The sequence below is a fragment of the Sphingomonas sp. genome (genome assembly GCF_035910975.1).
Classification (GTDB): domain Bacteria; phylum Pseudomonadota; class Alphaproteobacteria; order Sphingomonadales; family Sphingomonadaceae; genus Sphingomonas.
The window spans coordinates 118,581-139,858 of the sequence record NZ_JAMHWM010000042.1; the positions used below are offsets into that span (position 1 = coordinate 118,581).

Annotated in this window: 27 protein-coding genes, 1 tRNA gene and 2 rRNA genes; 13 read left to right on the plus strand and 17 right to left on the minus strand. The window is 67.0% G+C overall.

Annotated elements, in window-relative coordinates; genetic code table 11:
- Positions 1-11: 11 nt before the first annotated feature.
- From ychF to VYI76_RS16430, 4 genes are all read left to right on the plus strand, one after another.
- Positions 12-1,112 carry a redox-regulated ATPase YchF gene (gene ychF / locus VYI76_RS16415; RefSeq protein ID WP_326525889.1) on the plus strand — a complete coding sequence of 367 codons (1,101 nt, stop codon included), beginning with the start codon at positions 12-14 and terminating at the stop codon, positions 1,110-1,112.
- A gap of 74 nt (positions 1,113-1,186) precedes the next feature.
- Complete coding sequence (locus VYI76_RS16420) at positions 1,187-1,426, plus strand: hypothetical protein (RefSeq protein WP_326525890.1); 240 nt, start codon at positions 1,187-1,189, stop codon at positions 1,424-1,426.
- 68 nt (positions 1,427-1,494) lie between these two features.
- A complete protein-coding gene (locus tag VYI76_RS16425; protein WP_326525891.1) occupies positions 1,495-2,775 on the plus strand; it encodes an alkaline phosphatase family protein in 1,281 nt (426 codons plus the stop codon).
- Positions 2,776-2,813: 38 nt separating this feature from the next.
- Entirely contained in the window at positions 2,814-3,269 is a 456-nt protein-coding gene (locus VYI76_RS16430; RefSeq protein ID WP_326525892.1) for a MaoC family dehydratase, read from the plus strand.
- Positions 3,270-3,273: 4 nt separating this feature from the next.
- Here VYI76_RS16430 and VYI76_RS16435 read toward each other — a convergent pair whose 3' ends face one another.
- The 4 genes from VYI76_RS16435 to petA form a co-directional block, all read right to left on the minus strand.
- Positions 3,274-3,819, minus strand: coding sequence for a hypothetical protein (locus tag VYI76_RS16435; RefSeq protein WP_326525893.1), 546 nt, complete (start codon positions 3,817-3,819; stop codon positions 3,274-3,276).
- A 121-nt stretch (positions 3,820-3,940) separates the two neighbouring features.
- Positions 3,941-4,783 (minus strand): cytochrome c1, encoded by an 843-nt coding sequence (locus VYI76_RS16440; protein WP_326525894.1) that lies wholly within the window; start codon positions 4,781-4,783, stop codon positions 3,941-3,943.
- 13 nt (positions 4,784-4,796) lie between these two features.
- Positions 4,797-6,104: a cytochrome b gene (locus tag VYI76_RS16445; protein ID WP_326525895.1), complete on the minus strand. Its 1,308-nt coding sequence runs from the start codon at positions 6,102-6,104 to the stop codon at positions 4,797-4,799.
- Positions 6,105-6,120: 16 nt separating this feature from the next.
- Positions 6,121-6,696: a ubiquinol-cytochrome c reductase iron-sulfur subunit gene (gene petA, locus VYI76_RS16450; protein WP_326525896.1), complete on the minus strand. Its 576-nt coding sequence runs from the start codon at positions 6,694-6,696 to the stop codon at positions 6,121-6,123.
- Between the two features lie 180 nt (positions 6,697-6,876).
- Here petA and VYI76_RS16455 point away from each other — a divergent pair, with 180 nt between their 5' ends.
- From VYI76_RS16455 to VYI76_RS16470, 4 genes are read left to right on the plus strand one after another with little or no spacing between them, the layout of a single operon-like run.
- Complete coding sequence (locus VYI76_RS16455) at positions 6,877-7,371, plus strand: tRNA (cytidine(34)-2'-O)-methyltransferase (protein WP_326525897.1); 495 nt, start codon at positions 6,877-6,879, stop codon at positions 7,369-7,371.
- A gap of 11 nt (positions 7,372-7,382) precedes the next feature.
- Positions 7,383-8,225 carry an oxygen-dependent coproporphyrinogen oxidase gene (gene hemF, locus VYI76_RS16460; RefSeq protein WP_326525898.1) on the plus strand — a complete coding sequence of 281 codons (843 nt, stop codon included), beginning with the start codon at positions 7,383-7,385 and terminating at the stop codon, positions 8,223-8,225.
- A 55-nt stretch (positions 8,226-8,280) separates the two neighbouring features.
- On the plus strand, positions 8,281-8,433 hold the full coding sequence (locus tag VYI76_RS16465) for a YodC family protein (protein ID WP_326525899.1): 153 nt from the start codon (positions 8,281-8,283) through the stop codon (positions 8,431-8,433).
- Between the two features lie 3 nt (positions 8,434-8,436).
- Positions 8,437-9,030, plus strand: coding sequence for a GNAT family N-acetyltransferase (locus tag VYI76_RS16470; RefSeq protein ID WP_326525900.1), 594 nt, complete (start codon positions 8,437-8,439; stop codon positions 9,028-9,030).
- On the opposite strand, the gene VYI76_RS16475 is transcribed toward VYI76_RS16470, so the two are convergent.
- Together VYI76_RS16475 and VYI76_RS16480 are read right to left on the minus strand one after the other, a co-directional pair.
- Positions 9,000-9,776 (minus strand): hypothetical protein, encoded by a 777-nt coding sequence (locus tag VYI76_RS16475; protein ID WP_326525901.1) that lies wholly within the window; start codon positions 9,774-9,776, stop codon positions 9,000-9,002. The genes VYI76_RS16470 and VYI76_RS16475 overlap by 31 nt on opposite strands.
- Before the next feature lie 3 nt (positions 9,777-9,779).
- A complete protein-coding gene (locus VYI76_RS16480) occupies positions 9,780-10,613 on the minus strand; it encodes a hypothetical protein (RefSeq protein WP_326525902.1) in 834 nt (277 codons plus the stop codon).
- Positions 10,614-10,705: 92 nt separating this feature from the next.
- Between VYI76_RS16480 and lipB the strand changes: the two genes are divergently transcribed.
- The 3 genes from lipB to VYI76_RS16495 all read left to right on the plus strand — a co-directional run bounded on the left by lipB (position 10,706) and on the right by VYI76_RS16495 (position 12,624).
- Entirely contained in the window at positions 10,706-11,374 is a 669-nt protein-coding gene (lipB, locus tag VYI76_RS16485) for a lipoyl(octanoyl) transferase LipB (protein ID WP_326525903.1), read from the plus strand.
- Between the two features lie 92 nt (positions 11,375-11,466).
- The gene (locus tag VYI76_RS16490) at positions 11,467-11,727 is read left to right on the plus strand and encodes a hypothetical protein (RefSeq protein ID WP_326525904.1); all 261 of its coding nucleotides are present in this window, start codon (positions 11,467-11,469) and stop codon (positions 11,725-11,727) included.
- Positions 11,728-11,949: 222 nt separating this feature from the next.
- Positions 11,950-12,624, plus strand: a complete 675-nt coding sequence (locus VYI76_RS16495) for a hypothetical protein (RefSeq protein ID WP_326525905.1) — start codon at positions 11,950-11,952, stop codon at positions 12,622-12,624.
- 18 nt (positions 12,625-12,642) lie between these two features.
- Here the strand turns inward: VYI76_RS16495 and queE are convergent, their stop codons facing one another.
- From queE to VYI76_RS16530, 7 genes are all read right to left on the minus strand, one after another.
- Positions 12,643-13,275 carry a 7-carboxy-7-deazaguanine synthase gene (gene queE, locus VYI76_RS16500; protein WP_326525906.1) on the minus strand — a complete coding sequence of 211 codons (633 nt, stop codon included), beginning with the start codon at positions 13,273-13,275 and terminating at the stop codon, positions 12,643-12,645.
- A 10-nt stretch (positions 13,276-13,285) separates the two neighbouring features.
- The gene (gene queC, locus VYI76_RS16505; RefSeq protein WP_326525907.1) at positions 13,286-14,020 is read right to left on the minus strand and encodes a 7-cyano-7-deazaguanine synthase QueC; all 735 of its coding nucleotides are present in this window, start codon (positions 14,018-14,020) and stop codon (positions 13,286-13,288) included.
- A 124-nt stretch (positions 14,021-14,144) separates the two neighbouring features.
- On the minus strand, positions 14,145-14,558 hold the full coding sequence (locus VYI76_RS16510; RefSeq protein WP_326525908.1) for a DUF3617 domain-containing protein: 414 nt from the start codon (positions 14,556-14,558) through the stop codon (positions 14,145-14,147).
- Positions 14,559-14,657: 99 nt separating this feature from the next.
- Positions 14,658-15,572, minus strand: a complete 915-nt coding sequence (gene hslO / locus VYI76_RS16515; RefSeq protein ID WP_326525909.1) for an Hsp33 family molecular chaperone HslO — start codon at positions 15,570-15,572, stop codon at positions 14,658-14,660.
- A 112-nt stretch (positions 15,573-15,684) separates the two neighbouring features.
- Positions 15,685-16,626: an ornithine carbamoyltransferase gene (argF, locus tag VYI76_RS16520; protein ID WP_326525921.1), complete on the minus strand. Its 942-nt coding sequence runs from the start codon at positions 16,624-16,626 to the stop codon at positions 15,685-15,687.
- Between the two features lie 135 nt (positions 16,627-16,761).
- Complete coding sequence (locus VYI76_RS16525) at positions 16,762-17,958, minus strand: aspartate aminotransferase family protein (RefSeq protein ID WP_326525910.1); 1,197 nt, start codon at positions 17,956-17,958, stop codon at positions 16,762-16,764.
- 81 nt (positions 17,959-18,039) lie between these two features.
- Entirely contained in the window at positions 18,040-18,891 is an 852-nt protein-coding gene (locus tag VYI76_RS16530) for an ABC transporter permease (protein ID WP_326525911.1), read from the minus strand.
- Between the two features lie 58 nt (positions 18,892-18,949).
- Here VYI76_RS16530 and VYI76_RS16535 point away from each other — a divergent pair, with 58 nt between their 5' ends.
- Positions 18,950-19,636, plus strand: a complete 687-nt coding sequence (locus VYI76_RS16535; protein ID WP_326525912.1) for a GcrA family cell cycle regulator — start codon at positions 18,950-18,952, stop codon at positions 19,634-19,636.
- A 6-nt stretch (positions 19,637-19,642) separates the two neighbouring features.
- Here the strand turns inward: VYI76_RS16535 and VYI76_RS16540 are convergent, their stop codons facing one another.
- Positions 19,643-20,074, minus strand: coding sequence for a MarR family transcriptional regulator (locus tag VYI76_RS16540; protein ID WP_326525913.1), 432 nt, complete (start codon positions 20,072-20,074; stop codon positions 19,643-19,645).
- A 195-nt stretch (positions 20,075-20,269) separates the two neighbouring features.
- On the opposite strand from VYI76_RS16540, the gene VYI76_RS16545 reads away from it, so the two are divergent.
- Positions 20,270-20,551, plus strand: coding sequence for a hypothetical protein (locus VYI76_RS16545; protein WP_326525914.1), 282 nt, complete (start codon positions 20,270-20,272; stop codon positions 20,549-20,551).
- Here the strand turns inward: VYI76_RS16545 and VYI76_RS16550 are convergent.
- The 3 genes from VYI76_RS16550 to VYI76_RS16560 all read right to left on the minus strand — a co-directional run.
- Positions 20,522-20,598: transfer RNA gene (locus VYI76_RS16550), tRNA-Met, on the minus strand. The two genes, VYI76_RS16545 and VYI76_RS16550, sit on opposite strands and share 30 nt — an antisense overlap.
- A gap of 69 nt (positions 20,599-20,667) precedes the next feature.
- Positions 20,668-20,782 (minus strand): 5S ribosomal RNA (gene rrf, locus VYI76_RS16555).
- 111 nt (positions 20,783-20,893) lie between these two features.
- Positions 20,894-21,278 (minus strand): 23S ribosomal RNA (locus tag VYI76_RS16560); the annotation flags it as partial.

Consider the following 21,278-nt stretch of genomic DNA (forward strand, 5'->3'; position numbering starts at 1 on the left):
CGAGTGTTTTCATGGGATTCCGCTGCGGCATCGTCGGGCTGCCGAACGTCGGCAAATCGACGCTCTTCAACGCGCTGACCGAGACGGCCGCGGCGCAGGCCGCCAATTATCCGTTCTGTACGATCGAGCCGAACGTCGGCAACGTCGCGGTGCCCGATCCACGCCTGTCGAAGCTGGCCGAGATCGCCGGATCAGCCAAGATCATCGAGACGCAGCTGGGCTTCGTCGACATCGCCGGGCTGGTCCGCGGTGCGTCGAAAGGCGAAGGGCTGGGCAACCAGTTCCTGGGCAACATCCGCGAGGTGGACGCGATCGTCCACGTCCTGCGCTGTTTCGAGAACGACGACATCCAGCATGTCGACAACAGGGTCGATCCGATCGCCGACGCCGAGACGGTCGAGACCGAGCTGATGCTGTCGGACCTCGAATCGCTGGAGAAGCGCGTTCCCAACCTCGCCAAGAAGGCGGCACAGGGCGACAAGGAGGCGAAGATCGCCGCCAGCGTGCTGGGCCAGGCGCTGGACCTGCTGCGCGACGGCAAGCCCGCGCGGCTGACCGTACCAAAGGACGCGGAGGAGGAGCGCCTGTTCGCCAGCTCGCAGCTCATCACCGCGAAACCCGTCCTCTACGTCTGTAATGTGAACGAGGAGGACGCCGCGAACGGCAACGCGCTGTCGGCGAAGGTGTTCGAAAAAGCGAAGGCGGAAGGCGCGCAGGCCGTCGTCGTTTCCGCGGCGATCGAGGCGGACATCGCAACGATGCCGGCGGAGGACCGCGCCGAATTCCTCGCCGAACTGGGGCTGGAGGAAACCGGCCTGGCCCGCGTGATCCGCGCGGGCTACGATCTGCTGCACCTGCTGACCTTCTTCACCGTGGGGCCGAAGGAAGCGCGGGCGTGGACGACGCATGTCGGCGCGAAGGCCCCGCAGGCGGCGGGCGAGATCCATACCGATTTCGAACGCGGTTTCATCCGGGCCGAGACGATCGCGTTCGACGACTATGTCCAGTTCAAGGGCGAGGCGGGCGCGCGCGACGCCGGCAAGCTCCGGTCCGAGGGCAAGGATTATGTCGTCAAGGATGGCGACGTGATGCTGTTCCGCTTCAACGTGTGACGCCGGCCGCGCGGGTGGTGACAATCGTTACGGTCGCCATTGCGGCTTGCGGCGAATCGGTGTATCGTCGCGCTATGACGCTTCGTCCGCTCCTTGCCGGTATCGCGCTGTTCGCAGCTTCGCCGGTAATCGCCGCAGACACGACGAACCCGCAACCGTCGCAGACGATCGACACGGTGCAGGCTCGCGCGCCCGCACCGCGCCTGCCCGAACGCAAGCCGTCGCTGCCGATGAAACCCCGCGTGCTGGAGGCGCCGGGCGCCGCCTGGATGATGATTCCGGCAAGCTGGTCGCCGGCCTCGCGCCGCATCTGATCGCCGGCGATCGGGCCCGGCCCATTATCGTCACCGCCGTGTAACCTGGCTGGGCTCTTAACGCGGTCATGCGCCCGACATCAGCCCTGTTCCTCCTGTTCGCCGCCCTCGCGGGCTGTGCCGGTGCGTCCGCGCCGCGGCATCCGGCAGCCCCCTCCACGCTGGCCGCCGATGCCGCCGAACAGCGCGCGCCGGTCACGATCCTGATCTCCATCGACGGGTTCCGGCCGGATTATCTCGATCGCGGAATCACGCCGTCGCTATCGCAGCTCGCGGCGGCCGGCGTCCGCGCGGAAATGCGGCCATCGTTTCCCTCCAAGACGTTTCCCAACCACTGGACGGTCGTCACCGGGCTGCGCCCCGATCGCAACGGCATCGTCTCCAACCGGATCGAGGACCCCGAAGGAAAGCGGCGGGCCTTCACCATGGCCACGGACGATCCGTGGTGGTGGAACGCCGCGCCGCCGGTCTGGGTCGATGCGGAGAAGGCCGGCATCCGCACCGCCGCGATGTTCTGGCCAGGCTCGAATGTGGCAGTGGGTGGTACGCGCGACGATCAATGGCCCAACGACATCACCGGCGGCGTGCGGCCGGACGACTGGGTTCCGTTCAGCGGATATGTCGACGATCGCCAGCGCGTCGATACCGTCGTGGACTGGCTCCGGCGCCCCGCGACGAGCCGACCGCGCTTCGTCACGCTGTATTTCGACATCGTCGACACCGCCGGGCACCGTTTCGGCCCGAACGATCCGCGCACCGATGCGGCGATCGCCGAGGCGGACGCTGCGGTAGGGGCGTTGGTCGCGCAGCTCGTGGCGCTTCGGCAACCCGCCGATATCCTCATCACCTCGGATCACGGCATGGCGCAGGTGACGGGCGACCGCATCGTCCAGGTCCGCGACCTCGCATCGCCCGAGGACGGCCGCGTCGTCGAGGACGGGGTGTTCGCCAGCTTCGCCCCGCTGCCGGGCCGCGAGGCCCAGCTCGCCGCCAGCCTGTCGCGCAGCCGGCCGCATGTGCAATGCTGGCCCAAGGAGCAGATTCCCGCGCGCTTTCACTACGGCCGCAACCCGCGCGTCCCGCCGTGGTTCTGCCTGGCCGATCCCGGCTGGCGGATCGTCGAGGGAAAGCCCAACCGCGAGGAAGGCGGCGAACATGGCTATGACAACGACGCGCCCGACATGCGCGCGCTGTTCATCGCCAGCGGCCCGGCGTTCCGACGCGGCGTGACGCTACCGAGTTTCGACAATGTCGATATCTATCCCCTACTGCGTCGCCTGCTGGGGCTACCGCCGGCAACCGACGTGGACGGCAGCGACGCGGCTTTCGACGACGCGCTGACACGCTGAGGCTTGCCAGCGAAGGGTTTCGGCGCGAAACCTAGTTGATGCGCTACTGGGAAGATATTCGCGTCGGCGATCGGGCCGCCTTCGGACGATATGAGGTGACCCGCGACGAGGTGATCGAATTCGCGCGGAAATATGATCCACAACCCTTCCACCTTTCCGACGAGGCCGCCGCCGCCACGCACTTCAAGCGGCTGGCGGCGAGCGGATGGCATACCGCCGCGATGACCATGGCGATGAACGTCGCCCACTGGCAGACCGAGACGGGCGGCAGCGCCGGGCTGGGCGCGGCGGGGATCGACGAACTGCGCTGGCTGAAGCCGGTCTATCCCGACGACATCCTGCGCTGCGAGACCGAAGTCGAAGAGGTACGCGCGTCGAACAGTCGCCCCGACATCGGCAGCGTCCGCAGCCGCATGACCGTATTCAACCAGGACGACGTGCCCGTGATGAGCTTCGTAGGGATCGGGCTGTACCGGCGACGGCCGGTCAACTGAACCTTCAGTCGCGCCGCTCCCGGCGGTTCTCGCGACGCACGTCGCGGCGGTCGTCGCGGCGTTCACGGGAATAGTCGCGCCGATCGTCGGCACGCTCGCGGCGGAACTGTTCGCGCGTCACTTCGCCGCGACGATAGTCCTGCCAGTCGCCGCGCCGGCCGTCGCGATATGCCCGGTCATCCTGCCGGCGATCGCGCGCATGGTCGCGCCAATTGTCGCGGATCTCCGTGCGATTGCCCTGCCAGCCACGGCGGCGACCTTCCCAATAGGCGCGCTGCGCGTCGCTCCAGCGGTGCGGCCGTCGGTAGCTGTCATAGACGTAGGTGCCGGTGCCCGGGTAATAATAGTCGCCGTGCCAGCCCCAATAGGGCGAGCCGTAGCCGGGATAGCCGCGATCATATCCGTACCCGCCATGGGGATCGCCGTAATATCCGCCGTAGCCGCCGCTCGAATAGCCGAGCGAGACGCCCGAATAGCCATAGCCGTCGGTGCAGGCGGAGAGACCGAGCCCGGCGGCGGCGACAAGGGCGAAGGTGCGAAGGCGGAGCATGTCACTCTCCCGGATGCAGGATGGCGTCTCGCCAGAAACGACAAGGGCGGCGCAACGTTCCGCTGCACCGCCCCTGCCCTGTTCATCAGTGGGCGGAGGACATGTCCGCCCGGCAGTCGCCTCAGTGCTTCACGCCCCGCCAGACGCTCTGATAGGCGCCGTAGGTGAGGAAGCAGAAGATCAGCAGGAAGCCGATCACCGCCCAGCCGGCCGAATGGCGCGACTGCAGCTTGGGTTCGGCCGTCCACACCAGGAACGCCGCGACGTCCTTGGCCATCTGGTCCTTGGTCGCGCGGGTGCCATCGACGTAGGTGACCTGATCGTCCGCCGTGATCGGCGGCGCCATCGCGAGGTTGAGCGTCGCGAAATAGCGGTTGAAGTGCAGCCCCTCCGGCGTCTTGGCGTCGGGGAAGCGCTTCAGCAGATCGGCCGGCTGGTTCGAATAGCCGGTCAGCAGCGAATAGATGTACGCCCCGCCGTCGTGGCGCGCCTTCGCCATCAGCGACAGATCCGGCGGAATCGCGTTGTTGTTCGCGGCGCGCGCGGCGATATCGTTGGCGAAGGGCGACGGGAACTTGTCCGACGCCATGTTCTTGCGCGTCGCCATCTCGCCCGTTTCGGGGTTCGGAGCGGGCGTCTCGATCGCCCACTGGCCAGCGATCGCCTTCACCTCGGCCTCGTTGTAACCGATGCCCTGCAGGTCGCGGAACGCGACCAGCTTGAGCGAGTGGCAGGCGGCGCAGACTTCCTTGTAGACCTGGAAGCCGCGCTGGACCTGCTGGTTGTCGAACTTGCCGGCCACGCCGTTCGACGGCAGGTCGAGTTCCTTGGGCTTCAGGTGGAAGGCGTGTTCCGCCGTCTCGGGCGCAGGCTCCCGGATCGCCCCCACCACGGTGGTGAAGAGGCTCAATGCCAGCACGAAGGCGAAGCCGATACCGACCAGGAAGCCGATGATACGAACCATTGTCCTAGCGTCCTTATTCGGCCGGCGCGGCAGCGCCGCCGGTCATCGCGGTGTGGGCCGGGCTGGTGCCGCCCTTGCCAGCCAGCACGGCTTCGGTGATCGAATTGGGCAGCGGTCGCGGCCGTTCCATCGACGACACGATCGGCACGATCACCAGGAAGTGCAGGAAGTAATAGGCGGTCGCGACCTGGCCCAGGATGACGTTGCGCGCGATCGGTTCCGCCCCGCCGACATAGCCGAGCACCAGCACGTCGACGACGAGGATCCAGAAGAACACGCGGTAGGTCGGGCGGTAATTGGCCGAGCGCACCGGCGACGTATCGAGCCACGGCAGGAAGAACAGCACGAGGATCGACGCGAACATCGCGAGGACGCCCCACAGCTTGGCCGACAGGATGAAGTCGAAGGTGAACGACTTCAGGATCGCGTAGAACGGCAGGAAATACCATTCGGGCACGATATGCGCCGGCGTCGACAGCGGGTTGGCCGGAACGTAATTGTCCGGGTGGCCCAGCAGGTTCGGCGCGAAGAAGATGAGGCCTGCGAAGATCAGCAGGAACACCGCGACGCCGAAGCCGTCCTTGGCCGTGTAATAGGGGTGGAACGGCACCGTATCCTGCTCATCCTTCACCTCGACACCGGTCGGGTTCGACGAACCCGGAATGTGCAGCGCCCAGATGTGCAGCACCACGACGCCCAGGATGACGAACGGCAGCAGATAGTGGAGCGAGAAGAAGCGGTTGAGCGCGGCGTTGTCCGGCGCGAAGCCGCCCAGCAGCCACACGCGCAGCGTCTCTCCCACCATGGGTATCGCCGAGAAGAATCCGGTGATGACCTGCGCGCCCCAGAAGCTCATCTGGCCCCACGGCAACACATAGCCCATGAACGCGGTGGCCATCATCAACAGGAAGATGACGACACCCAGCAGCCACACCATCTCGCGCGGCGGCTTGTACGAACCGTAATAGAGCCCTCGGCCGATGTGGATGTAGACGACGGCCAGGAACATCGACGCGCCGTTGGCGTGGGCGTAGCGGATGAACCAGCCGGCGTTGACGTCGCGCATGATGTGCTCGACCGAGTTGAACGCGAGATCCGCATTCGACGCATAATGCATCGCCAGCACGATCCCGGTGACGATCTGGATCGCCAGCGCCGCGCCGGCGAGGACGCCGAAATTCCAGAAATAATTGAGGTTGCGCGGCACCGGATAGCCGGCGCCCACCGCGTTGTAGACGAAGCGCGGCAGCGGCAGCCGGTCGTCCACCCACTTCATCAGCGGCAGCTTCGGCTCGTAATGCTTGGCCCAGGGAAAGCTCATGATCCGTGTCTCTCCCTTACCCGACCGTCACGACGGTGTCGGACGTGAATGCATAGTCCGGCACGTGCAGGTTGGTCGGCGCCGGGCCGGTGCGGATGCGCCCGGCGGTGTCATAGGCTGAACCGTGGCACGGACAGAAATAGCCGCCGAACGGCCCCTTGTTCTCGCCCTCGCCCGCGCCCAGCGGCACGCAGCCGAGGTGGGTGCAGACCCCCAGCGTGATGAGCCAGTTCTTCTTGCCCTCCTTGGTGCGCTCCTCCAGCGTCTGGGGATCGCGCAGGTCGGACACCGGGGTCGCATCGGCCTCGGCGATTTCCTTGGGCGTCAGGTTGCGCACGAACAGCGGCTGCTTGCGGAAGGTCGCCTTGATCGACTGTCCGGGCTGGATCGCCGAGATATCGAGTTCGGTGGTCGACAGCGCCAGCACGTCCGCCGACGGGCTCATCTGGTTGATGAGCGGCAGCGCGACCACGCCGACGCCGACACCGGCGAAGGCGACGGCGCCGATCTGCAGATAATCGCGGCGGCGGGGATCGGCCAGCCCGTCATGGGCGGCGTCTCCGGCCGGAACAGCGTCTTCAAGCGTTGCCATGCACTAGCCCTTGCACTTCAAATTCGGTGGCGCAGTAACGCGCGCCGGTACGGGATTCCCCGCGGATAGCCGCGAGGGGCCGCCCGGTGCCCCCGGTGGCTGGGGCGCTGATAAACGGCCACGCCACGCTTTGCCAACAGCAATTTGCGCGCGCGCCCGCACGGCGCTAGCCGCACCACCATGCGGATCGCTCTCTACCAGCCCGATATCGCCGGAAACGTCGGCGCGGTGATGCGCACCTGCGCATGCCTGGGCGTCGCGCTGGACCTCATCGAACCGATGGGATTCATGTGGGACGATCGCCGCGTCGCGCGCGCGGCGATGGACTATATCGACCATGTCGACCTGACGCGGCACCGGTCCTGGGATGCGTTCGAGGGCCAGGCGCGCGGGCGGCTGGTGCTGCTGACCACGCGGGGCGCGACGCCGCTGCACGACTTTGCGTTCGACTCCGACGACATCCTGCTGTTCGGCCGCGAGAGCGCGGGCGTACCCGACCACGTCCACGCCCGCGCCGATGCCCGTGTCGTCATCCCGATGGCCCCGCCGCTCCGCTCGCTCAACCTCGGCGTATCGGCGGCGATCGTGCTGGCGGAAGGACTGCGGCAGACGGGGCGCTGGCCGGCGACGGGTGGACAATTCGTCCCATCGACTCCGCCGTCCACGCTTCGCTAAGGCCCCTTTCCATGCAACCGCTCGACGCCGAACAGACCCAAGCCCGCCACTGGTTCGAGACCCTGCGCGACCTGATCTGCGCCGAATTCGAGGCCGTGGAGCGCGAGGCGGGATCGGACGCCGCGTTCGAATACACGCCGTGGGACCGCGCCGATCCGAGCGGCGAACCCGGCGGCGGCGGCGTGCGCGGCGTGATGAAGGGCCGCGTGTTCGAAAAGGTCGGGGTCAACGTCTCGACCGTCGGCGGCACCTTCGAGGGCGAATTCGCCAAGTCGATCCACGGCGCGGGCGACAATCCCCGCTTCTTCGCCACCGGCATCAGCCTGGTCGCGCACATGGCGAACCCCCGCGTCCCGGCGGTGCACATGAACACGCGCTTCCTGGTGACCACGAAGCGATGGTTCGGCGGCGGCGCGGACCTCAATCCGCCGATCCCCGACCAGTACGATACCGATGATTTCCACGCCGAGCTGAAGGCGGCATGCGACCGGCATGATTCGACGCATTATCCGCGCTTCAAGGAATGGGCCGACGACTATTTCTGGATTCCGCACCGTGGGGTCCACCGCGGCGTCGGCGGCATCTTCTACGATCATCTGGAGGGGGATTTCGCCGCGAACTTCGCGTTCACCCAGGATGTCGGGCGCGCCTTCCTGGAGGTTTATCCGCGAATCGTGCGACGGCGCATGAACGATGGGTGGACGCCACAGGACGAGGCGGCGATGCTCGAATGGCGCGGGCGCTATGCCGAATTCAACCTGGTCCATGATCGCGGCACGCTGTTCGGGCTCAAGACCGGCGGCAACATCGACGCGATCCTGATGAGCCTGCCGCCCCGCGCGACGTGGAGCTGATTGCGCACTTGTTACATTCTTGTTATGTTCCGCGCTCAATGCGAAGGAGGGGGAAATGGAAATTGTTGCGGGCGATATCGTGCAACTGAAGTCGGGTGGTCCGTACATGACAGTTGAATGGATCGAAGATGGCGTGGCCTTCTGCTCTTGGTTCGATGTTAAGAAACAGATCAAAGATCGCTTTCAGATAGTGGCTCTCACAAAATAGAAGATGAGCCTGACGCCCGTAGCCGACACACAGGTGGCGACGATCGTCACCACGCTGGAGATGCGCGCACGGCCCCGCCCCCGGCCGCTGCCCGATTCGCGGCTGCGGCTGGCGGCATGGGACCGGCCATCGCCGGACAAATATCGCGCGCTGTTCGCCCGCGTCGGCGCGCCGTGGCTGTGGTTCTCGCGGCTGGTGATGGACGACGCGCGGCTGTTGTCGATCATCCACGATCCCGATGTTTCGATCCTCGCGGTGCTCGACCCGGCGGGAATCGAGGTCGGGATGCTCGAACTCGACTTCCGTGAGCCCGGCCAGTGCGAACTGTCCTATTTCGGGCTGGTTCCCGAACTGGTCGGACAGGGCCAGGGTCGCTGGCTGATGGGGCATGCGCTGGCGCGAGCGTGGCGCAAGGGCGTCGAGCGGGTGTGGGTGCACACCTGCACGCTCGATCACCCGCGCGCGCTGGGCTTCTATCGGGCTGCCGGCTTCGTGGCGGTCACGCGGAAGGTGGAGACGTTCGACGATCCGCGCGTCACGGGTGTGCTACCGGCCGACGCCGCCCCTCATGTGCCCTTGCTCGCCAGTCGGCGATAGGCGGCGACCGCGACCAGCGCGAGGGCAAGCGCGCCGATCGACGAGAAGATGCCGGCGACGACGGCGCCGACCGCGAGCAGCACCGGGTTCGGCCCCGCATCCGACGCGCCGAGCGCGCCGATCGACAGGCCCAGGCTGCCGAGCAGCGCCGGAATCAGGTAGATGGCGGCGTAGAGCGACGCCATGATCCAGCCGTTGCCGCGCGTCATCCGCCAACTGCGCGCCACCGCCTCGACCGCGCCGACGGGCGCCTCGGCGACGATCACCGGCCCCATCAGCATCGTTCGGCCATAGACATAGAAAATCGGCGCCGCAGCGAAGAGCATTAGCACCGGCGCCGAAACCGCGCCCGCCAGCAGCATTCCCATCGGCAGCGAGACGAGGATCGAGGCGAGCAGGAAACGCAGGTACAGCGCCCCTGCGCGCGCAAGCGCCCCGCCCAGCGTCGGCCGCTGCGGCGCGAGGTAGAGCGCCATCACCACGAGCGCGCCGAACAGCGCGATCATCGGCGCCAGCAGGAACCAGCCGCCATGCTGGCCCGCCCAGGCGACCACCGCGTCGCGCCACGCCGCCATCGCCGCCTCGCCTTGCGCCTGCGGATCGAGCGGCGGCAGGCCGGGCAGCAGCAGTTGCACGCCGAGCTGCGGCAGCAGGAAGGTCAGGCCGGCGAGCGGCAGCAGCAGCGCGCGATCGCGCCGCCATGCCGACAGGGCATCGGCGAAGGGCGCCTTGAAATCGAGGATCATGGATCAGGCCGATATCGGCGTGGCGGCATCGCGACCAGCGACAATCGCGGTATAGAGCTTTCCGCAGAACGCGGCGGCCAGAACGGTGAAGATCGTCTTCACGCCCGCCACGACAATCGCGGTGATGATCGCGGCGATCGAAATCGGCCCCTCGCCGCCCGCGACCAGCCTCAGGATCGATCCGAATACGGTCTGCGCCGCGAGGATCGCGACGAGGGCGACGACGGTGTAGAGGATGACGACGCCGACCAGCCGCCAGCCGATGCCGCGCGACAGCGCGAACGCGCGGGCGATCGCGCCCGTCCCGCGCCGCTCCGCGACGATCACCCCCGACAGCGGCAACAGCCGCGCGGCGAGGAACAGGGCGACCGCGACGATCACGATCCCCGCCAGCAGCAACGCGAGCGCATAGCCGCCGCCGAGGTTCGCCTGCGCCCCGCGCCCGTCCTGCATCGCGGCGAAATCGGCGCCGCTCAGCCCCGCGATGACGACGATCGGCAGCGACAGCAGGATCGCGCCGACGAGCACCATCAGGAACACGCCGACCGCGGGCAGCAGCCGCTGGGTGGCGACCGTCGTCATGCGCCGGCCGATCGCCGGATCGATCGCCAGCGCGACGATCGCCAGCTGCACCCACAACGACAGGATCGCGAAGGCGAGCGAAAGGATGGCGAAACCCAGTTTCAGCCCGAACCCGCCGGACGCCGACACCTCCGCCAGGCTGTCGGCGATCGAGGTCGGAACGAACAGCGCCAGCAGCACGATCGGCAACAGCAGCGTCAGATTGTCGCCCAGGAATTCGACCGTGCGGTCCCAGACATCGCCCATCTTCACCATTGCCGGCCCCTCGTTCGCGCCTTTCGGCCCGCGCACTTAGCCGAACGCCGCACCGCTTGCCAATCGCGCCCGCGCCCCGCATCTGATCCGCCATGACCGATCTTCGCGAAGGCATCGAATGGCGGACCGCGCCGGCCCCGGTCGATTACGCGCAGGCGCTGGCCGAGATGGAAACGCGGGTCGCGGCGGTGCAGGCGGGCACCGCGCCCGAACTGGCCTGGCTGCTCGAACACCCGCCGCTCTACACCGCCGGCACCAGCGCCGACACGGCCGAGCTGATCGACCCGCGTTTTCCGGTGTTCGCGGCGGGGCGCGGCGGGCGCTACACCTATCACGGCCCGGGCCAGCGGATCGGCTATCTGGTGCTCGACCTGGGCCGGCGCGGGCGCGACGTGCGCTGTTTCGTCCATGCGCTCGAAGGCTGGGTGATCGCGGCGCTGGCGCGGATCGGCATCGACGCCTTCCGCGCCGACGGGCGGATCGGCATCTGGACGCGCGATCCGGTGCGGGGCGAGGCCAAGATCGGCGCGATCGGCGTGCGCGTGCGCCGCTGGGTGACGATGCACGGCTTTTCGGTGAACCTGTCGCCCGACCTCGCGCATTTCGGCGGCATCGTGCCGTGCGGCATCGCCGATTACGGCGTGACGAGCGCCCAGGCGCTGGGCAAACCGCATGATTTCGCAACTTTCGACGCCGCCCTGGCGTTGAGCCTGCCCGCCTTTCTCGACGCGCTTTCGTGCCGCCTGCAAAACGAGGCTTGAGGGCGTGGGCGGAACCGATTAATGTCTACCGCGATTTGGGTAATATAAAGTGCATCCAGCCAGCCCGGATCGCCTTATCTAGGGAGCTTCCAATGCGTGCAATTCTTTCCAAGGCCCTGACGGGCTCGATGATCGCCGGTGCGGCGCTGCTCGTGTCCGCTTGCGGCGGCACGACCGAGACCACCACGACCGAGAACACCGTCGTGACCGACCTGAACGCGACCGACACCATGATGGACGGCACGATGACCGACAACATGACTGCGGTCGACGGCGCGTTGGGCAACGACGTGCTGGCGAACGACACCGTCGTCACCAACACCACGACCACGACGACCACCAACGCGATGTAATCGCGCTGGCGGAAGCGTCTGGCTTTCGTCGAGGGGCCGCCCGGATCCGTCCGGGTGGCCCCTTTCGATTCGGGAGGTCGGACACTCATCGGGACGAGCGGTGGAGAAAGCGCTTGGGCCGTGCCACAAATCTGCCTAATCGTGGCGTCACTTGAGGTTAACGCCGGTTGGGAGACGGGGCGGCAAGGCCCCGGAGCGAGACGCCGAAGCGAGAGGGTTGTCATGATGTTGCGTATCCTGGCCGGGTTGTCGGCCACCACGCTGGCGCTGGGCGCCGCGGCGCCGGCGAAGGCGCAGTTCTTCTTCAAGTCGCCGGACCTGCGCGGCCCGGTGGTGGACGGCACCGAACCGGGCATGATCGCCCAGCCATTGCCCGGCGCGACCCCCAACGAACTGAAGGCGGCGCTGGCGTGGAACCTGCGCGCCGCGCTCAACGTAGCGGCGCTCCAGTGCCAGTTCGCGCCGATGCTGATGACGCTGCCCAACTACAACAAGCTGCTGAAGGACCATGCGGTCGAACTGGACAAGCAGTATGACGTGCTGGAAGCCTATTTCAAACGCGTCAACAAGACGCCCAAGGCCGGGCAGACCGCCCTCGATCAATATGGCACGCGCGTCTATTCGAGCTATTCGACGGTGATGGCGCAGCTCACCTTCTGCCAGACGGCGGGCGAGATTTCGCACATGGCGGTGTTCACACCGCGCGGCAGCTTCACCACGCTCGCTCAGGAACGCCTGCGCCAGATGCGCAACAGCCTGGTTCTGGCCGGCGAGCAGCGCTTCTACCACGGCTTCCACGTACCGGCGCCGGCGATGCCGCGCTTCGACGACGTCTGCTGGCGCCGCGACCAGTGGCAGCCCAAGAAGTGCGGCGCACTGAACTGGCCGCCGGCATAGGACGCAAAGCCGGGCGCCTCAGCGCAGGCCCAGCGCCTTGTGCGTCTGGAGCGACAGGCGCCATTTCGGCCGCGCCATCGCGAAATCGACCGCGGCGCGGACATTTTCCACGCCCGCCGCATCATCCATCGGCTGAACGAGGAAATGGGCGAAGTCCCAGCCCTCCATCACATCGGCGTCGCTGCCGGGCTGGGGCCAGACCAGCTTGAGTTCGTCGCCCGAACGCTGGACCACCTCGCTCCCGGCCTTGGGACTGACGCAGACCCAGTCGAGGCCGGGATGCGCCGCAATCGTGCCGTTGCTTTCCATCGCAATCTCGAAGCCGCGCGCGTGGAGCGCGTCGACCAGCGCATCATCGACCTGGAGCATCGGCTCACCCCCGGTCAGCACGACGAAGCGGCGCTCGGCGCCCGCGCCCCAGTGCAGTTCCACTGCATCGACCAGCGCCGGCGCATCGACAAATTTGCCGCCGCCCGCTCCATCCGTGCCGACGAAATCGGTGTCGCAGAAGCGGCACACCGCAGTCGCGCGGTCCCGTTCGCGGCCCGACCACAGATTGCAGCCGGCGAAGCGCACGAACACCGCGCGTCGGCCGGCGTTCACGCCCTCGCCCTGGAGCGTGAGGAACATTTCCTTGACGGCGTAGCTCATTCCCGACTCTTCAGGCCCGCGCGGCGTAGACCGTGGGATCGGGCAGGCCGGCGTCGATGAAGCCCTTGGCGCGCAGCCGGCAACTGTCGCACAGCCCGCAATGCACTCCGCCGGGCGCGGGATCGTAGCAGGACCAGCTCATCCCCGCGTCCAGCCCCAGCCGCGCCGCCTCGACGACGATTTCGGCCTTCGTCATGTTCTGGAGCGGCGCGCGGATACGGAAGGGCGCGCCTTCGACCCCGGCCTTGGTGGCGAGTTCCGCCAATTGTTCATAGGCGGCGATGAATTCGGGCCGGCAATCGGGATAGCCGGAGTAATCGAGCGCGTTGACGCCGATATAGATGTCGCGCGCGCCCGCCGCCTCGGCCCAGCCCAGCGCGAGGCTGAGGAAGATCGTGTTGCGCGCGGGTACATAGGTGACGGGGATGCCTTCTCCCACGCCGTCTTTTGGCACGTCGATGTCGTCGGTCAGCGCCGATCCGCCGAACGCCGACAGGTCGAGCGGCAGGACGACATGGGCGGATGCGCCCAGATGCGCGGCGATCCGGCGGGCGGCGGCGAGTTCGAGGCGGTGGCGCTGGTTATAGTCGATCGACAGCGCGAACAGCCGATGTCCGTCCTCGCGCGCGCGCGCGGCCGAAACCATCGAATCGAGCCCGCCCGAAATCAGGACGACCGCCGCCGTTACTTCCTCTGTCATGATGTCGGCATCGCTACGCCGTTGGACGGCATCCCGCAACCACATGAAGAAAGGGCCGCCCGATCAGGACGGCCCAGGACTTCTCAGCTAGGGAGATAGGCGTGCCCGCTGACTGGCACCAAATCCCTATATATCGATCTTGGTTAAGGCCCGGTGAACGCGGAAGGCGTCAGTTGGCCGGACAGCTGCCGGTCCGCCGCCCTTCGAGTTCGAGCGAAAAGGGGGCGCCGTTATCGATCCCCTCGCTCTCGATGCGCACCAGCCGCGGGGTCTCGACCGAAATGGTCGTCCGGCCGTGCCCGCGACCGGGGCAGGTGTAATGGACGGTCGCGGTGGTCGCCGTGTTCTCGATGACGAAGCGCGAGCATTGCGCGCCATTGCCGCGCAACTGGAACAGCGCGGCGGGATCGCGGACGCACGTCGCGCGCGCGCCGCCGCCGGTCTCGCGCAGTTGCCACATCCCCTGCTGCATCGTGTCGAGCGCGATGAAGCGCGGCGCCTGGGCCGGCGCCGCGAACGCGGTCATTCCCGATAGCAGCAGCGCGCCGGCGAGTGCCGGGCGCACCAGGCGCCAAACCGTCATCTCCCCGACTCCAGGCCGAAACCGTCGCGGCCGGGCAGATCCGGTGCGACGATCGGTCCGATAGCATGTGGGAGGCGGCCCGCGACCTTACAATGACGGTTACGAAACGATCCCGGATACCGGCACGGGAAACTTGGTAGAGCAGAAGGCGCAGTCGACCGAAATCACGCCGTCCGAATCGGCCATTTCGGCCCGATCCTCGGGGGCGAACTTGGCGAGGACGCCGGCGATATAGTCGGCGTCGCAGCGGCAGCCCTTGGCGAGCGGCGTCGCGGCGAGCACGCGCACCTCGTCCTCCTCGTTGAACAGCCGCCAGACCAGCTCCTCCAGCGGGACCGCCGGATCGGCGAGTTCATCGACGCCCATCGTCGCACCCAGCGCCTCGACATGTTCCCATTCGGAATGCTGATCGCGCGCGTGAAGCCGCTCGCCGCCATCCTCGCCTTCCGGCATATGCTGGAGGAACAGGCCACCGGCGATGCACTTGCCGTCCGCGCCATGGTTCGTCCCCAGCCGGATCAGGCTGGGGATCTGTTCCGACTGGTCGAAATAACGTTCCGCCGCCTCCGCGAGCGAGGCCCCGTCGAGCGGGACGATACCCTGGTAACGCTCGCCGCTCGTCGCCTGGTCAAAGGTGATCGCGAGATAGCCCGTGCCGAACAGCGCGAACAGCGATGGCGCCTCGCCGGCCTCGACCAGCCGGTCGGCGTCGAACTGGAGGTAGCCGCGCAACTCGCCGTCGCGGTAGTCGCACACCAGCAGCGACACGATCCCCCCCCGCGTCTGCGCCTGGAGCGTGAGCTGGCCGCGCGCGTCCTTGAGCAGCGCGCCGAGCAGCGCGGTGAGCGTCAGCGCCTCCGCCAGCAGCGCCTCGACCGGCTTGGGATAGGCATGCGCGTTGAGGATCTGCTCGAGCACTGGCCCGACGCGCACGATCCGTCCGCGGGCATGGCGCGCCGGGATGGCGAAGCCGACGACGCGGTCGAGATCGGAAATGGGGGGAGTGTCAGCCATAATACCTCGTCACCCCGGCGGACGCCGGAATCTCATGCCGCACACGCGGGTCAATTGCCTGAGATGCCAGCGTGCGCTGGCATGACCGATTTGGGAAGCCGTCGCTACCGCGTCAACCGATCTGCCCGAAGCACCAGCGCAGAACCGATTTCTGCGCGTGCAGCCGATTCTCCGCCTCTCGCCAGATGCGCGATTGCGGCCCGTCGATCACCCCTGTGACAACTTCCTCCTCGCGATGCGCGGGCAGGCAGTGGAGGAAGATCGCGTCCGGCGCGGCCTGCGCCATCAGCGCCTCGGTCACCTGATACGGCATCATCGCCGCCAGCTTTTCCTCGGCATGGGCCTGGCCCATCGAAATCCAGGTATCTGTGACGACCACGTCGGCACCGGCGATCACCCGTGCCGGATCTCGATCGATGTCGATCCGGGCGTTGGTGCCGGTCAGCGCGGCATTGGCGGCATCGCCCCAGCGCGGGTCCGGATCATAGCCTTCCGGACAGCCGGCCATCACCGAGAATTTGAACAGCCCGGCCGCCTCGATGATCGAATGCAGCACATTGTTGCCGTCGCCCAGCCACGCCCATTTGCTGCCGGGCAGCGCCTTACCTTCCTCTACGACGGTCAGCAGGTCGGCGACGATCTGACACGGGTGCGAGGCATCGGTCAGCCCGTTGATGACGGGCACGCTGGCATATTCGGCCATCTCCAGCAGCTTGGCGTGATCGTCGGTGCGCACCATGATCGCGTCGCAGAAGCCCGACAGCACGCGCGCGGTGTCCGCCACCGTCTCGCCGCGGCCGAGCTGCGACGTACCGCTGTCGAGGATCAGCGCCGATCCGCCGAGCTGGCGCATTGCCATGTCGAACGACACGCGGGTGCGGGTCGATGACTTCTCGAACACCATCGCCAGCGTCCGCCCGGCGAGCGGCGCATCGGCGTCGGGCGCGCCCTTGGGCAGGTCACCACGCGCGCGCTTGCGGTCGAGCGCATCGGCCAGGATCGCAGCGATGCCATCGGCACCGGCATCGGACAGGTCAAGGAAATGGCGCATCAGGATCCCTCTCCCGCCGGGAGAGGGAAGGGGCCCGCTCGGCGCAGCCGAGTGGGAAGGGTGAGGACGGCTCGCCGCCCCCTGCCCTCACCCTTCCGCCGCTCCGCGGCTCCCTCCCTCTCCCACAGGGAGAGGGAGCTAATCATCGCTCACCGGCGCATAGCTGCGCGCGCCCGCGCTCAGCCGCTCGACGCATTCGGCGATATGCGCGTCCTCGATCACCAGCGGCGGCAGCACGCGGAACACATTCTCGCCCGCCGCGACCGTCAGCAGCCCGTGGTTGTCGCGCAGGTGCGCCACGAAATCGCGCGCGACCGCCGGTTCCTTCAGCTTGATGCCCAGCATCAGGCCCTTGCCCCGGATTTCCTCGAACAGATGGTCGTGGTTGGGAATCAGTTGCTCGAACGCGGCGCGCAGCCGGTCGCCCTTCGCAGCGACGCCGTCGAAGAAACCCGGCTCCAGCATCACGTCCAGGATCGCCTGCCCCGCCGCCATCGCCAGCGGATTGCCGCCATAGGTAGAGCCATGGGTGCCGACGACCATGCCCTTGGCCGCCTCCTCGGTCGCCAGGCACGCGCCGAGCGGGAAGCCGCCGCCGATGCCCTTCGCCACCGTCATGATGTCCGGCACGATGCCGTAATGTTCATAGGCGAAGAACTTGCCGGTGCGGCCGTAGCCGCACTGGATCTCGTCGAGGATCAGCAGCAGGCCGTGCTCGTCGCAAGCCTTGCGCAGGCCCTGGATGAACTCGGGGGTGCCGGCGGTCATCCCGCCCTCCCCCTGCACCGTCTCGACCATGAAACCCGCGGTCTGATCGTCGATCAGCGCGAGCGCCGCCTCCAGATCGTTGAACGGCGCATAGGCGAAACCGGGCAGGAGCGGTTCGAACCCCTCGCGCATCTTGGCCTGGTTGGTCGCGCTGATCGTCGCCATCGTCCGCCCGTGAAAGGCGTTGTGGAAGGTGATGATCTTGTGCCGTTCGGGCCGCCCTTCGACGTGGAAATAGCGCCGCGCCGTCTTGATCGCGCATTCGACCGCCTCGGCGCCCGAATTGGTGAAGAACACCGTGTCGGCAAAGCAGTTGTCGACGATCCGCTGCGCCAGCGCCTCGCCCTGGGGGCTGCCGTACAGGTTGCTGACATGCATCAGCGTCGCGACCTGATCCTGTAACGTCTTCGTCAGGTGCGGGTGGCCGTGGCCCAGCGCGTTGACGGCGATGCCGGCGGCGAAATCGAGATATTGCTCGCCGCGCTCCCCGTACAGGTACACGCCCTCGCCTCGCACCGGCCGCACCCCGCACCGGGGATAGACGGGCATGAGGGGAGTGATCGCCACGAGCGTGTCCTTTCAAAAAGCAAAAGGCGGCCCCGGATGGGACCGCCGGAACGTGCTTCTATCGGCGGTCGGGGCGCAGCGTCAATTCTTGAGCTTCCATCCGCTTTTGAGCAGCGCATAGACCCCGATCGCCATCACGATATCGATCGCCCCGATGATCGCGCCCGACGCCCAGATCGACATATAGCCGTCGGTCGCGCCGACGAAGCCGTAGCGGAAGCCAGAGATGATGTAGAAGAACGGGTTGGCGTGGCTGATCGCCTGGAACGCGGGCGACAGCCGATCGACCGAATAGAAGGTACCCGACAGGAGCGCGAGCGGCCCGACCACGAAATTGGTGACCGCGGCGGCGTGATCGAACTTCTCCGCCCATGTCGATGTCAAGACGCCCAGCAGCGCAAGGAACACAGATCCCATGATCCCGAACCACAGGATCGCCAGCGGCTGCACCGGCGTGACGTGGACGCCCGGCCACAGCGCCATTGCCAGCCACACGGCCAGCCCCACGCAGATCGCGCGCGTCACCGCGCCACCGACCAGCGCCGCAAGCAGTTCGGCGGTCGACAGCGGCGGCATCAGATAATCGACGATCGTGCCCTGGATCTTGCCGACCAACAGCGAGAAGCTGGCGTTGGCGAAGGCGTTCTGCAGCATGCCCATGACGATCAGGCCGGGCGCGATGAAATCGGCGAAGGTCACGGTCGCGCCGCCGAGGTGGACGGCCGTGCGCCCGCCCATCGCGACCGTGAAGACCATCAGGAACAGCAGCGTCTGGATGGCCGGCGCCCAGATCGTCTGGAGCTGCACCTTGAAGAACCGGCGCACCTCCTTCACATAGAGGGTCTTCAACCCGCCCCAGTTTACGTTCCGGATCGTCGGGACGCCGGGGGCGGGTTGCTGGTTTCGGGCGCCATGGGAGGGCTGGTCGAGCATCGCGGCATCGCGTAATCGACCCCGCCTGCCCCCGCAAGCGCGACAATGGGATTAGAGAATGAGCTGGACCGACGAGCGGATCGATACGCTGAGAAAGATGTGGGAAGGCGGCCAGACCGCCAGCCAGATCGCCGAGGCGCTGGGCGGTGTGAGCCGCAACGCGGTGATCGGCAAGGCGCACCGCCTGGGCCTGCAATCGCGCCCCTCGCCGGTCAGGCCGAACGACTCCGACTCGAAGAAGGCCGCGGAGCCAAAGGCGCCGGCCGCTCCCCCCGCCCCGCGCCCTGCGCCACCGCCGCCCCGTGCCGCCGAGCCGCCAAAGGTGGCCGCTCCCGCGCCGTGGGAAGGGGATGAGGAGAAGTCCGAGACGCCGGCCGCTCCGGCCACGCCGCGCCCGGCGCCCGACGCGCCCGTGCTGCGTTCGGTCGGTCCCGGTGGCTTTGTGCGGCAAAATCCCGGCGAGCAGGCTCCGCCGATCGCCCCGGCACCGCCGCGCCGCCTGGTGCCGGCCAAGCCGAGCAAGGAGATCGAGGGCAAGACGAGCCTGCTCGATCTGAACGATCGCATCTGCAAATGGCCGCTGGGGCATCCCGGCGAGCCCGATTTCCATTTCTGCGGGGAGAAGGTGAACCCCGGCTTCCCCTATTGCGTCGATCACTGCGGCCATGCCTATCAGGCACAGCTTCCGCGGCGCGACCGTCGCCCGCCGCCGCCGTTGCCCTATGGCGGTCCGCGCGTCCGCTGACGGGGTCTATTCCAGCGCGGCGCGCGCCTCGCGGACGAGGCGGGTCGCACTGGGCAGGCGGCGTTTCTCCAGACCGGACAGGCGTTCCTGGCTGAGTTCGGCGCACACGCGGGTCAGCTCGCGAAGCAGCGGCGCCGCCGCGGCGGTCGGGCGAATCGTCTTCGCACGTCGATCGGTGGCGACCGCGACGCGCTCGATCAGTGCCAGATCCTCCAGCGCGTGGAGCAAGCGCACCAGGGTCGGCCCCTCGATGCCGACCACATCGGCCAGATCGCGCTGCGTGAAGCCCGCCGGCAGTTCGTCGACCCAGTAGAGCACGGTGAAGCGCGCCAGCGTCATGCCCGTCGGCTTCAACCGCTCATCCACCCGCGCGCGCCAGCGACGTCCCAGAAGGACGCACTCGCGCACGAATTCGAACGGCATGTCACCTTCAGTCATCGTGCGTCTCTCGCACGACGGCAACGGCTTGCCAATCGGCGCGGTCAGGCCATGCCTCCGGCCGCGAGGCGGCCACCCTCTCGCAATGTGCCAGCGTTTCGCGCCGATGCGCGACAGGGGCAATGATGGGCGGCGGCCGGTGGGCGCTTGCGGCGACCCGCGCCATGTCGCCAACGAGCAGGGCATGACAGGGGCGTGGCGCAGCGCGATGCCCCGCGACCACGGCAGCCGCGCCTCACCCCGCAGGCGCATCGCATCGACAAAACCGGCCCGCAACCGGGCAAGCCCCATATCGCGCAAGTGGAGCGTCAATCCCGGCAGCCCGCTCGCGCAGGCGCCGACAACGATAGGGCTGAAAAGTCGGCATTCCGACTGCGGAATAGTCGAAATGCCGATCCGCGCCGGACACAAAAAAACCGCCAAGCCATTGGCCTGACGGTGTTTTATTGGTTGCGGGGACAGGATTTGAACCTGTGACCTTCAGGTTATGAGCCTGACGAGCTACCGGGCTGCTCCACCCCGCGCCAAGGCGCGTAGAGACGTTGACGTCCCTGACATTGTGAATGGGTTTTCGCGAACACACCGGCTGCAATGCCTGGCGACGACCTACTCTTCCAGAGCTTGAGCCCTAGTACCATCGGCGCAGTCTGGTTTCACGGCCGAGTTCGAGATGGGATCGGGTGGGTCACAGACGCTATGGCCACCAAGCAATGAAGCCGGTGTATGCGCGAAGTTTTTCAAATCAGATGCCGTGCACTTAGGCTGGATATTCAACCATCGTAACAGTCTTGTCAGAGCTGTCATTGATGGTGGGACTCATCAAGCGCGAATAGGACAATTAGTATCGGTTAGCTCCACACGTTACCGCGCTTCCACATCCGATCTATCAAGGTCGTGGTCTTCGACCGTCCTATGAAATCTTATCTCGAGGGAGGCTTCCCGCTTAGATGCTTTCAGCGGTTATCCCGTCCATACATAGCTACCCTGCTGCGCCGTTGGCACGACGACAGGTACACCAGAGGTATGTTCAACCCGGTCCTCTCGTACTAGGGTCAACTCCTCTCAAATTTCGACGCCCACGGCAGATAGGGACCAAACTGTCTCGCGACGTTCTGAACCCAGCTCACGTACCACTTTAATTGGCGAACAGCCAAACCCTTGGGACCTGCTCCAGCCCCAGGATGTGATGAGCCGACATCGAGGT